This is a genomic window from Microbacterium sp. F51-2R (assembly GCF_052180235.1).
Taxonomy (GTDB): Bacteria; Actinomycetota; Actinomycetes; order Actinomycetales; family Microbacteriaceae; genus Microbacterium.
Genome location: NZ_CP197470.1, coordinates 1,764,429 through 1,775,734 on the forward strand (window position 1 = coordinate 1,764,429; position 11,306 = coordinate 1,775,734).

General features: G+C 71.0%; 15 protein-coding genes. 8 read left to right on the plus strand and 7 right to left on the minus strand.

Annotated features, from left to right (window positions below):
• Positions 1 to 54 precede the first annotated feature (54 nt).
• The 4 genes from ACSBPH_RS07930 (at position 55) to panB (ending at position 3,692) form a co-directional block, all read left to right on the plus strand.
• Positions 55 to 1,131 (plus strand): DNA polymerase IV, encoded by a 1,077-nt coding sequence (locus ACSBPH_RS07930; protein WP_442577045.1) that lies wholly within the window; start codon positions 55 to 57, stop codon positions 1,129 to 1,131.
• A 76-nt stretch (positions 1,132 to 1,207) separates the two neighbouring features.
• Positions 1,208 to 1,966 (plus strand): DUF2520 domain-containing protein, encoded by a 759-nt coding sequence (locus tag ACSBPH_RS07935; protein WP_442577046.1) that lies wholly within the window; start codon positions 1,208 to 1,210, stop codon positions 1,964 to 1,966.
• Entirely contained in the window at positions 1,963 to 2,817 is an 855-nt protein-coding gene (gene panC / locus ACSBPH_RS07940; protein WP_442577047.1) for a pantoate--beta-alanine ligase, read from the plus strand. Before ACSBPH_RS07935 ends, panC begins: the two co-directional genes overlap by 4 nt.
• On the plus strand, positions 2,814 to 3,692 hold the full coding sequence (gene panB, locus ACSBPH_RS07945; protein ID WP_442577048.1) for a 3-methyl-2-oxobutanoate hydroxymethyltransferase: 879 nt from the start codon (positions 2,814 to 2,816) through the stop codon (positions 3,690 to 3,692). Before panC ends, panB begins: the two co-directional genes overlap by 4 nt.
• 30 nt (positions 3,693 to 3,722) lie before the next feature.
• Here panB and ACSBPH_RS07950 read toward each other — a convergent pair whose 3' ends face one another.
• From ACSBPH_RS07950 to ACSBPH_RS07965, 4 genes are all read right to left on the minus strand, one after another.
• Complete coding sequence (locus ACSBPH_RS07950; RefSeq protein ID WP_442577049.1) at positions 3,723 to 4,418, minus strand: SDR family oxidoreductase; 696 nt, start codon at positions 4,416 to 4,418, stop codon at positions 3,723 to 3,725.
• Positions 4,419 to 4,550: 132 nt separating this feature from the next.
• On the minus strand, positions 4,551 to 4,829 hold the full coding sequence (locus ACSBPH_RS07955; protein ID WP_442577050.1) for a GlsB/YeaQ/YmgE family stress response membrane protein: 279 nt from the start codon (positions 4,827 to 4,829) through the stop codon (positions 4,551 to 4,553).
• 182 nt (positions 4,830 to 5,011) lie between these two features.
• Complete coding sequence (locus tag ACSBPH_RS07960; protein ID WP_442577051.1) at positions 5,012 to 5,812, minus strand: DUF1206 domain-containing protein; 801 nt, start codon at positions 5,810 to 5,812, stop codon at positions 5,012 to 5,014.
• A gap of 64 nt (positions 5,813 to 5,876) precedes the next feature.
• The gene (locus ACSBPH_RS07965) at positions 5,877 to 6,569 is read right to left on the minus strand and encodes a phosphatase PAP2 family protein (RefSeq protein WP_442577052.1); all 693 of its coding nucleotides are present in this window, start codon (positions 6,567 to 6,569) and stop codon (positions 5,877 to 5,879) included.
• Positions 6,570 to 6,592: 23 nt separating this feature from the next.
• Between ACSBPH_RS07965 and ACSBPH_RS07970 the strand changes: the two genes are divergently transcribed.
• Positions 6,593 to 7,087, plus strand: coding sequence for a hypothetical protein (locus tag ACSBPH_RS07970; RefSeq protein ID WP_442577053.1), 495 nt, complete (start codon positions 6,593 to 6,595; stop codon positions 7,085 to 7,087).
• Between the two features lie 45 nt (positions 7,088 to 7,132).
• Here ACSBPH_RS07970 and ACSBPH_RS07975 read toward each other — a convergent pair whose 3' ends face one another.
• Positions 7,133 to 7,576, minus strand: coding sequence for a MarR family transcriptional regulator (locus tag ACSBPH_RS07975; RefSeq protein WP_442577054.1), 444 nt, complete (start codon positions 7,574 to 7,576; stop codon positions 7,133 to 7,135).
• A 165-nt stretch (positions 7,577 to 7,741) separates the two neighbouring features.
• Between ACSBPH_RS07975 and ACSBPH_RS07980 the strand changes: the two genes are divergently transcribed.
• Together ACSBPH_RS07980 and ACSBPH_RS07985 are read left to right on the plus strand one after the other, a co-directional pair.
• Positions 7,742 to 8,080 carry a DUF7882 family protein gene (locus tag ACSBPH_RS07980; RefSeq protein WP_442577055.1) on the plus strand — a complete coding sequence of 113 codons (339 nt, stop codon included), beginning with the start codon at positions 7,742 to 7,744 and terminating at the stop codon, positions 8,078 to 8,080.
• A gap of 124 nt (positions 8,081 to 8,204) precedes the next feature.
• Positions 8,205 to 8,612 carry a hypothetical protein gene (locus ACSBPH_RS07985; RefSeq protein WP_442577056.1) on the plus strand — a complete coding sequence of 136 codons (408 nt, stop codon included), beginning with the start codon at positions 8,205 to 8,207 and terminating at the stop codon, positions 8,610 to 8,612.
• A gap of 26 nt (positions 8,613 to 8,638) precedes the next feature.
• Here ACSBPH_RS07985 and ACSBPH_RS07990 read toward each other — a convergent pair whose 3' ends face one another.
• Positions 8,639 to 8,764 (minus strand): hypothetical protein, encoded by a 126-nt coding sequence (locus ACSBPH_RS07990; protein ID WP_442577057.1) that lies wholly within the window; start codon positions 8,762 to 8,764, stop codon positions 8,639 to 8,641.
• A gap of 9 nt (positions 8,765 to 8,773) precedes the next feature.
• Positions 8,774 to 10,177: a diguanylate cyclase domain-containing protein gene (locus ACSBPH_RS07995; protein WP_442577058.1), complete on the minus strand. Its 1,404-nt coding sequence runs from the start codon at positions 10,175 to 10,177 to the stop codon at positions 8,774 to 8,776.
• Between the two features lie 179 nt (positions 10,178 to 10,356).
• Here ACSBPH_RS07995 and ACSBPH_RS08000 point away from each other — a divergent pair, with 179 nt between their 5' ends.
• Positions 10,357 to 11,184 carry an LLM class flavin-dependent oxidoreductase gene (locus ACSBPH_RS08000; protein ID WP_442577059.1) on the plus strand — a complete coding sequence of 276 codons (828 nt, stop codon included), beginning with the start codon at positions 10,357 to 10,359 and terminating at the stop codon, positions 11,182 to 11,184.
• Positions 11,185 to 11,306: the final 122 nt, after the last annotated feature.

Sequence of the window (11,306 nt, forward strand, 5' to 3'; positions counted from 1 at the left end):
GCGACTCGCCCCGCTCCTTCCGCAGCGTCGGCGGCTCCGGCCAGACTGAACCCCATGAGCGACGTGCGACCGTGGGTGCTGCATGTCGACCTCGACCAGTTCATCGCCGCCGTCGAGGTGCTCCGGCATCCCGAGCTGGCCGGCAAACCCCTGATCGTGGGCGGCCGTGGCGATCCTGCCGAGCGAGCCGTCGTGGCGACCGCCTCCTACGAGGCCCGCGAATTCGGTGTCGGATCCGGGATGCCTCTGCGCATCGCCGCCCGCAAGGTTCCGGATGCCGTCATCCTGCCGGTCGACGCCGACGCCTACCACGAGGCCTCCGCCGAGGTGATGGCGGAGCTTCGGGCCCAGCCGGGCGCCGTGGTACAGGTGCTCGGGTGGGATGAGGCCTTCGTCGGGGTCGAGACCGACGATCCCGAGGCCTTCGCGCGCGCCATCCAGTCCGCCGTGCTCGAACGGACGCGGCTGCACTGCAGCGTGGGGATCGGCGACACCCTCCTGCGCGCCAAGGTGGCGACGGGATTCGGCAAACCCGGCGGGGTCTTCCGCCTCACGCGCGACAACTGGCTCGAGGTGATGGGCGACCGCCCCACGATCGAGCTGTGGGGCGTCGGCACGAAGGTGTCGCGGCGGCTCGCGGGCCTCGGCATCCGCACCGTCGCCGAGCTCGCACGGGCCGACGAGGCTCCGCTCGTCGCGGAGTTCGGCCCGAAGATGGGCCTCTGGTACCGGCAGCTCGGCCGCGGCGACGGCAGGTCGGTGGTCGACGACACCCCCTGGGTGGCCCGCGGACACGGCCGGGAGACGACGTTCCCGCACGACATCGTCGAGCCCGATCGCATCGAGCAGGCCGCCCTCGAGCTCTTCGACCAGGTGCTCGCCGACGTGCGGGCCGAGGACCGGCCGGTCGTGGGGGTGGGGCTGAAGGTGCGCTACGCCCCGTTCACGACGAAGACGTTCACGAGGAAGATCGCCACCACGACCGATCGCGACGAGATCTTCGCGGGCACGATGGCGCTCCTCGCCAAGATCGAGCCCGATCGCCCGCTGCGGCTGCTCGGCGTCCGGCTCGAGATGGAGATGCCCGACGACGCCCGCGGCGACCACACGCCCACGCGCAGCGGGTGGTGAGGTTTTTGGACCGCATGCATCAACGGCGTAGCCTGCAAGGGTCGCCTCCGACCGCTCGAGACCGCGACGCCACACGATGATCCCCTCCCCCGCCCCGTCCCGCCGCGCCGTCGCGACGGTGAGCGTCGTCGGCGCGGGCCGGCTCGGAACGGCGATGGCGCGGGCGCTGACCGAGGCCGGTCTCACGGTGAACGGACCCTTCCGGCGTGGCGAGCGCGCCCGGCGCGCCGACGTCGTCCTGCTCTGCGTCCCGGATGCCGAGATCGCCGGCGCCGCGCGAGCCCACGCGGGGATCGGCCGGCGCCTCGGCCACACGTCGGGGGCGACCCCGATCCAGGATGTCGACTTCGGTCTCCATCCGCTGCAGACCTTCCTCGGCGGCGAAGGGCTCGCGGCGTTCCGGGGCATCGGCTGCGCCGTGGCGGCGCATGATCACGACGGGCTCGGCGTCGCCCGCGACCTCGTCGACGCGCTCGGCGCGCGTGCCTTCGTCATCGACGACGGCGCACGCGGCTCGTACCACGCCGCCGCGTCGATCGCCTCGAACTACCTCGTGACGCTGGAGGACGCCGCCGAGCAGGTCGCGGCCGCGACCGGCCTCTCGCCGGCCGAGACGCGGGCCTTGTTCGCCCCCCTCGTGCGCAGCACGGTGGAGAACTGGGCGGCGCATGGCGCGGCATCCTCCCTCACAGGACCCATCGCGCGCGGAGACGAAGCCACCGTCGACAGCCAGCGCGCCGCCGTCGCCGAGCACGCGCCCGCACTCCTCCCCCTCTTCGACGTTCTCGCCGAGCGCACCCGCGCCCTCGCCGCGAGGAAGGAGCCCTCGCCGTGAAGACCCTCCGCACGATCGCCGACGTGCGCGCCGCCGTGCGGGCAGCCCGAGCCGACGGCGCCACCGTCGGGCTCGTGCCTACGATGGGCGCGTTCCACGACGGCCACCTCTCGCTCGTGCACCGCGCCCGCAGCGAGAGCGACCTGGTCGTCGTCTCGCTCTTCGTCAATCCGACGCAGTTCGGGGCGAACGAAGACCTCGCGACCTATCCGCGCGACGAGGGGCGCGACGCCGAGCTCGCAGCGGCGGCGGGCGTCGACATCCTCTTCGCCCCCGCGGTCACCGAGATCTATCCGGCGGGCTTCGCGACGTCGATCCACGTGTCGGGGCTCACCGAGGTGCTCGACGGGGCCGCGCGCGGCCCGCATCACTTCGACGGCGTCGCGACCGTCGTGACGAAGCTCTTCCAGATCGTCGCGCCCGACGCCGCCTATTTCGGGCAGAAGGACGCGCAGCAGGTGCTCGTCGTCCGGCGCCTCGTGCGCGATCTCGACATGCCGGTGCGGATCGTCGCCTGCCCGATCGTCCGCGAGCCGGACGGCCTCGCAATGAGTTCGCGCAACGTGTACCTCGACGCCGCCGCGCGCGAGCGCGCCACCGCCCTCAATCGGGCACTGGATGCCGCGGAGGCGGCCGTCGCCGGTGGACGGACGGATGCCGCGAGCATCCTCTCGGCCGCACGCGCCGAGCTCGCGGCCGCCGCGATCGATCCCGAGTACCTCGAGCTGCGCTCGGCCGACGACCTCCGCCCGCTCGAGGGCGTCGCCTCGACCGCGCTGCTGCTCGTCGCCGCGCGCGTCGGAGCCGCGCGCCTCATCGACAACCGCACACTGGAGGCGCCCTCGACATGAGCACTCATCCCGACAGCGCGTCCCGCGCGCAGACCACGCTCACCTCGCTCGCCGAGCAGAAGGCCGAGCGCCGGCCGATCGTCATGGTCACGGCCTACGACTACCCGAGCGCGCAGATCGCCGACGCGGCCGGCGTCGACATCGTCCTCGTGGGCGACTCAGGCGCCATGACGGTGCTCGGGTACGACAGCACGGTGCCCATCACGGTCGAGGAGATGCTCGTGCTGACCGCCGCCGCCCGCCGGGGTCTCACGACGCCGCTCCTCGTGGCCGACCTGCCGTTCGGCTCGTACGAGCTGTCGGACGAGCAGGCCGTCGCGACCGCCCAGCGCTTCGTCAAGACGACGGGCTGCGACGCCGTCAAGATCGAGCGCGGCGGCACGACCGTCGACCGCGCCCGCGCGATCGTCGCAGCCGGCATCCCCGTCATGGGCCACGTCGGCCTCACTCCGCAGACCGCCGTGTCGATCGGCGGCTACCGCTCGCAGGGCCGCACCGCCGACGAGGCGCTCGGGGTGTGCCGCAGCGCCCTCGCCCTGCAGGACGCCGGCTGCTTCGCTGTCGTCTTCGAGGCGATCCCGAGCGATGTGACCGATGCCGTCATGCCGCGCATGCAGATCCCGGTCATCGGCATCGGCGCGGGTTCGGGGACCGACGGCCAGGTGCTCGTCTTCCACGATCTTCTCGGCATCTACGACGGCCGGCCGGCGAAGTTCGTCAAGCAGTACGCCGACCTCCGCCGCGCCATGATCGCGGGCGTCTCGGCGTACGCCGAGGACGTCCGCTCGGGCGGCTACCCGAAGGAAGAGCACGCCTACGCGATGCCGCCGGAGGAGTCGGCGCGGCTGAAGGAGCTCCTCGACCGAGAGCCATGACCCGCGCACGGCCGCCGCGAGCGCGGCGGATCAGCGCGGGCCGGGGCGCACCGTCACGTCGCTCATGACGGCATCGCGCGGGAGGTCGAGCGCCGTCAGCACGGCCGTCGCGACCGACTCCGGGTCGATGAACCGCGACGGGTCATAGTCGCGGCCCTCCTGGTCGTGCACCTTCTGCTGCATCGGCGTCGCGGCGCGGCCGGGATACACGCTCGTCACCCGCACGCCGTGCGGGGCCTCCTCGCCGCGCAGGGCGTCGGCGAGCGCCTTGAGCCCGTGCTTGGATGCGGCGTACGCAGACCATTCCGGGTGCGCCGTGAGGCCCGCGCCGGAGTTGACGAACACGACCTGCCCTCGCGCGGCGCGCACGGCGGGAAGGAGCAGCCGCGTGATCTCGGCCGCCGAGACGAGGTTGACCGCGAGCTGCGACGTCCACGCGTCGGCCGGGAGCTCGGCGACCGGGCCGAGCTCCACGATCCCCGCCGCGTGCACGATCGAGTCGATCGAGGCGGGGAGGCCGGCCTGCCCGAACGCTCCGGCGAGGGACTCCGGATGCCGCAGGTCGGCCGCGACGCTCGCTTCGGCCCCGAACTCCTGAGCGAGCTCTTCGGCTCGCCCGCTGTCGCGGGCGACGAGGATCAGCCGGTCGCCGCGCGCCGAGAGGCGCTCAGCGATGGCCTTGCCGATGCCGGAACCGGCACCCGTGATGACGTGGGTCTGAGGCATCCGTCCATTCTCTCCGACGAGGCGCTGGGGGCGTGGTCGCGGGGCCGCCGAGCCCCAGATACGACGACGCCCAGTGGGCGTCCGGAGGACGCGCACTGGGCGGAGTCGGGTGTCGGCGTCTCGCCGACGGAGTCAGCGCGTGACGTGACGGCGACGCGTGACGGCCACGTAGATGCCGAGCACGATGATCGCACCGATGATCGAGCCGATGATTCCCGCGGGCTGCAGGAACCCGCCCTGCGGGTCGGCGCGGAAGATCAGGAACCCGAGGAACCCTCCGACGAACGACCCGACGATGCCGAGGACGATCGTCATCAGGATGCCGATGCTCTGCTTGCCGGGAATGACGGCGCGAGCGATGAGACCGGCGATGAGCCCGATGATGATGAGTCCGAGAATGGTCCAGAGCATGATTTCTTCCTTCCTCCGGGGGTGAGGCTGGTAGGCGCCGGAAGCTCCGACGCGGCAGTGGGCCCAAGCTAGCAGTGGGCGCGGATGCCGCTGCAGGAGCGGCCCCGCCCTGTACAGCGGAGCCGGTCTTCGCTATCCTTCGCGCTCCCGGACGGGATCGATCGGGAACGCGGCATCCGTCCTCACATGCGCGCGTAGCGCGCGCGGGCGAAGCAGAAGATGCCGTAGAGCGCGAGTCCGGCGCCGACGATCCACAGGATGATCGGGCCGAACGGCAGTCCGACGAGGGTGTGAAGAGCCCCGTCCAGGCCACCCGCGGTCTGCGGGTTGTGCGTCAGCGCGGCGGCGATGAACAGGATGCCGGTGATCGCGACGGCGATCCCCTTCGCGATGTAGCCGACGACGCCGAACGTGACGATGCCGGGCCGGGCGATGTTCTCGGGCAGATCGAGGTGCTTCTCGAACGCGCGCGTGATGCCGCGCACGACGAACGCGACGCCGATCGCCGCGACTCCGAGGCCGAGCACGGCGACGAGCACGACACCGGGGCCGGTCGACATGAGCTGGGCGCTGAAGGACGTCGTCGACTGGGAGGAGTCCGACTGGCCGCCCAGCGCATAGACGAGCGCCGTACCCGCGATCGCGAGGTAGATGACCGCCGTCCCGAGGTACTTCGCGCGATAGCCCCATTTCTTCTTGGTGTCGGGATTGCGCTCGAGGACGGTCTCGGCGATCTGCCATGCCGCGAGCGCGACGAGCCCGAGCACGATGAGCCACAGCACGAAGACACCCGCCGGCGCCTTTTCGATCTGCTGCATGGCGCCGCCCTGGTCGGCCTCTCCGCCGCCGCCGGTGGCGATGGAGATGGCGATGCCGCCGATGACGAGGTGGAGGATGCCGAGGACGACGTAGCCGATTCGCGCCGCGACGCGGAACGCCGTGGAGTCCTGCGCCGCTCGGGCGGCGGTTTGGGGGGTGTTCATGAGCCGAACAGTAGTCATTCCGCCGATATCGGGCCACGACTTGACGGCGAGGGATTTCCGCGCGTCAGCTCTCCCCGGGCACCTCGTCGTTCGTGCGGATGGCTCTGCGGTCCCGGATCGCCTCCGCGGCACACCACACGAGGCACGCGACGGCGATGCCCTCGAAGAGCCCGGCGAGGACATCGCTGAGCCAGTGCGCATGGAGGTACGTGCGACTCCACATCATGAGGAGCACCCACACCACTCCGACCGCCCACACATACCACCGCCGCAGGAGGAGACCGAGGATGACGACGAACGTCGTGGCGACGGCCGTGTGACCCGAGGGGAACGATGTCGCGAGCTTCTCGGCGAGCGAGTCGTCCGGACGCAGGCGCCCGATGATGTACGACATCGGCGCCCCGATCGCCACGACGAGGACGATCGCCGCAGCGAAGGTCGCGGCATCCCCTCTCCCTCGTTTCCACCACAGAAGGACGCACACGATGATCCCGATGACGATCATCCCGATCGTGCTGCCGACATTCGACGGAACGAAGGCGACGACGACGCCGACGCTCGTGAGCGTCGCCACCATGAGGGCGTGCCACCACTCGTCCATCGGAAGGGGCGTCCGCCCGCCGAGGGCGACGACGAGGCGGAGCACGACGAACGCGACCGCCGCAGCGATCCCGATCGTGAGGACGAGCGCCCGACGGGCGCCGACCTGGCGGATCGCCTCGATCTCGAGGCTCTGCTCGTTCGCGTCGGTGCTCATGTTCGGGGAAGGGGCTCGCGCTGATGCATGCACCGATCGTCGCAGAATGTCGGGCCGCGCGGATCCGCTTGACGGCCCGCGATTTCGCCATATGGATCGGGATGCCCGTTCCGTTGGTCGACCGCGTACATTTATCGCATGAGCGTCCAGTGGCCAGGCGGAGAGTGATGGGGATGCCTTTTCGCAGTCAACGCACACTGGAGGCCTGGCTCCAAGAGTTCCGAGAGCAGGGCCACGCCATGGCCGGCTCGCTCAAGGTGATGAGCCAGGACGGCGACGGCGGCGCCGACACCGGACTTGTCGGCGTGCTGCTCGCGAACGCCTCGACCGTGACCTACCTCGAGCCACAGGCGCCGTACGCCACGAAGTGGATCGTGACGATGGAGCCGCGGGAAGAGGATCTCGTGATCGACGCGGATGGGCTGCGGGCGCTCGCGGCGGAGCTCTCGGTCGTCGCGGCTCTCTGCGATTTTCTTGAGAACAAGTCCGCGGACTTCATCGGCAGCGACAGCCCCTGACGCCGCCCGGCCCTGAGGGATCGGGTGCTGCCGCGATCGGCGCGGTCAGCGGCCCGAGCGGTCGACCGTGCCGGCGGTGAGCGCGTCCAGGAGCTGGGCGAACCGCATCGCCTCGACCTCGTCGTGGTCGAGCAGCACGACGTCGAAGTCGTCGTCGAAGCGCGTGAGCTGAACCCAGGGCTCGTCCGCGATGTCGATCGTGAGGCTGACCCGGTTGACGCGGCGGTCGCGCGGATCCACGTCGCGCCGCACGACTCCGCGATCTACGAGGCGATCGATGAGTGCGGTCACCCCTGCGGCGGTGATCCCGAGATGCTCACGCAGCTGGGTGGGGCGGATGCCAGGGTTCGCGGCGATGTGCAGCAGCGCGTTGGCGTCGCCTTCGCCGATGCCGAGTGCGCGGCGTGCCGCGGCGAACGCGGTCGAACGCGCCCGGACGTAATCCGTCAGGGCTCGTCGGAGTTCTGGGATCGTCACTTCGTCAGTCATCACAGCACTCTCCGAGGGCCCGCACAGCCGCAGTTTATCCCTTCACCTAAAGTACCAGACATTTCACTCAACTATTTAAACTGGCTAAATTCTTCGCTAGCGTAGAAGCATCGGATCGGTGGCACCGCCCGTCGCCCACCCCCGTTCCGAACAAAGGAGGTCATCATGGGCTGTCTGTATTACGGCCACAGTGAGCACGGCATCACGGTGCCCGACGCACTCCTCGCACATCTGAAAGTCATCATCACGACCAAGCTGCGCCGGCGCGAGAGCTTCACCCTCACGTGGCGTCACGACATCGCCGAGCCGCATGGCCGTTCGGCGCTCTGGCTGCAGGAGGCGATCCCCCTGCGCTTCATCTTCGACAGCGAAGAGTGCGACGAATTGCAGCCCTCCGTGCTGCAGGAGTACAGCCGCATGGCGAATTCGACCGGCGGCCTCACCGTCGACATGAACGACTGGCTGCCGTCGGCCCGCCCGAGCGCCGTGCCCGTCGCGGCCTGATCGTCCCCTCGAAGGCGTGCCGCCGCGGCGCCGCGCCTTCGACGGAGTGAACCGTCACGAGGCCGGTGTCGTTCTCTGTGCAGAGGTCCGCGCGTGACGGACCCTGACGGGAGTCGGTGACGACATGAACGCGACCACCACGCGGGGACTCTGGACGCTGCGGATCTTGAGCGCCGTCATGCTGCTCGTCACCGGCGGAATCCACCTCTTCCTCGTGTTCGACGGCGTCGGCGGCATCCTCGGCGTCATGTTCGTGCTCAACGGCATCGCCGGGGTCGTCCTGGCCGTCGCGATGGTCGCGACTCGCGGGCGGCTGCTGCAGCTCGCGAGCGTGCTCGGGCTGCTGTTCTTGATCGCGAGCCTGGCAGCGCTCCTCCTCGCGCTCACCGTGGGCCTCTTCGGCATCACCGAGACGTGGGACTTCACGCTCGTCCCGCAGACGGTGATCGTCGAAACGATCGGCATCGTCGTGCTGACCGTGACGACGATCCTCGTGATCCGCGCGCCGCGGGCCGCGGCATCCCGAACCTGAAGGTCTTCCGGGCTCAGCCGCCCGGCTCAGCCGCCCGTCGCCAGCACGGTGACGAGCCCGACGACGAAGAGCGCGAGGCCGACGACGCCGAGGATGATCCACACCGCGATGCGGACGCGGCCGACACGCGGCCGGTCGTCGTCGGGGGTCATGCGACGAGCCTAGCCGTCGGGAGTGTGCCGGCGGTCGCGAGCCGGAGTCGTCGGCACGCCGCCGGTCCAGCCTCGACCGAACGTCGAAGCGCGATCCGGATCGGCGAGCACGATCTGGTCGCCGCCCGCCGCCTTCGCACGGTACATCGCGAGGTCTGCGCGGCGAAGCAGCTGTTCGGGCAGCACTGCTCCCCCCGGAGGCGCCAGCGCGATGCCGATGCTGGCGTGCAGCGGCTGCCGGATCGTCGACGACTCGGGCGCGACCCGGAGCGAGTCCAGCACACGCTCCGCGATCTCCATCGCGATCGGCGCGTCGGCGACGTCGCGGGCCACCACGACGAATTCGTCGCCTCCGTAGCGGGCGACCACGTCGCCGGTGCGCATGCCCCGCAGCAGTCGCCTCCCCGCTTCGTGGAGCATCCGGTCGCCCTCGTGGTGACCGAGGCGGTCATTGACGAGCTTGAAACCGTCGAGATCGATGAAGAGCACGGCGCATCCGGTGGTCGCGACGGTCTGCTCCATCTGCGACTCGAGCATCCGCCGGTTGGGCAGGCCCGTCACCTCGTCGTGCATGGCCGCGTGCGCGAGCCGGTCCTGCAGGCGGATCGCCTCCAGCGCCTGCGCCGCCTGCCCCGCGAGGGCCTCTGCGAGGGGCGCCGCCTCTTCGTCGAACGTGCGCTCGTGGTGGAACCAGCTGAGGAACGCGCCGAAGTCCGTCTCTTCGTGGTGGAGGGGCGCGGCGATGACGGCGCGGATGCCCGCGGCGCGCATCGCCTCCCCGAGCCCGGGGAGGAGGGCGTCAGCCTCGTCGGGGTCGGTGATCTTCACCACGCGCCGGGGCGCGCTCACGAATCGGATCAGCGCCTCGGCCGAGAACCTGCCGTCGAGGGGGTCGGGGCCCGCCGCGATGACACTCGAGCCGTCGGGCTCGTGGATGCAGACGGTCGACTCCTCGGCCCGGTAGGCGCGGGCCGTGGTGTCGGCCAGCACCTGCGCGAGTCGCTCCTCGGTCGTCGCCGTCGCGAAGGCGACGGACGAGTCCATGATGAGCTGCAGCCGCGTGCGCGTGCGGTCGGCGAGCGCGTAGCGGCGACGCAGGTCGGAGAGCGCACGGAAGCGAGCGGATGCCTCGGCGACGAGCAGCACCGTTTCGTCACCCTCCGCATGGCGCGTGACCATGGCCGCGCGCCCGGGCGCGTCGGCGCGCAGCATGAGCCACGGACCGGGGCCCGCCTCGGCTGGTAAGAGGTCGCCGGGGGCGTGCGCGAGGAACTCGTCGATCGACCGGCCGATGACCTCGTCCGCTGCCTCGCCGACCCACCGCGCGAACCAGTCGTTCGCCTCTGAGATCCGATTCGCGCCGTCGACGCGAACGACACCGACCGGAAGCGCGTTCGCACCACGTTCGTCCACTGTCGGTCTCCGTCCCAAGGCGGTTTCCTGCACCATATCCTCCGCCGGAGCCGCTCCCGTGTCGAGGGCCCCCGACGCCGCGGGAGCCTTTCGTATCGCGCATATCCATTTCGCGGCGGGGATCGGTCGGGACGGGTCGTGACGGCCCGTCGCCGGCACTGCCGAGGCAGGATGGATCCGTGAGCGAACCAGCGTCTTCCGGCGGAGCGGCGAAGGCGGGCACGGGCCCGGGCACCGTCGGGATCGGCCTTCCCGGCGATACGCCGCACCGCACCGTCGCGAAGGTCGCCGCCCTCGCGGAACAGCGAGGCCTCGCGAGCTTCTGGCTGAACGACACCCCGCGAGGCGACTCGCTCGAAGGCCTCCTCGCGGCAGCCGAGGCGACCCGCTCGCTGCGTCTCGGCAGCGGCGTCATCCCACTCGACCGTCGAGCGAGCGCCGGCATCGCCGACGACATCCACCGACTCGCGCTTCCGCAGGAACGGCTCGTGATCGGTCTCGGCGCCGGGGGCCTGGAGAAGCCGCTCGCGACGGTGCGCGAGGGTGCGGCGGCACTGAGCGCGTCGGTCGAGGCATCCGTCGTCATCGGTGCGCTCGGTCCGCGGATGCGGCGGCTCGCCGCGACGGCGTCGGACGGCGTGCTCCTCAACTGGCTCACCCCCGAGATCGCGGCGGCGACGAGAGACGAGATCCACCGGGAGGCGGCCGGCGTGGGGCGGACCGGCCGCACGGCGCTGTACGTCCGCACCGCGCTCGATCGCGATGCCGCCGAGGCCCTGAGGGAGCAGGCGGCGATATACGACCGGATCCCGGCGTACGCGCGCAACTTCGACGAGCTCGGCGTCTCGGCGATCGACACCGCGATCCGGCCCGACGACCCGATCGCCGGGCGGCTCGGCGCCTACCGTGCCGCGGTCGACGAGGTCGTCGTCCGCGCCATCACCGCGGACTCGTCCGAAGCCGGCTACCTCGATTTCGTGCGCCGACTGGCCGACCTCGCCGCGTAGCAGACCTCGTCGCGTAGCCGAGCTCACCGATCAGCCGAGCCCGCCGAGGGAGCCGGCGCCCCCACGCGCGCGTCATGATCGGCTCGCACGACAATGCGACCCGGGCGGCAGGCGATTGCTCG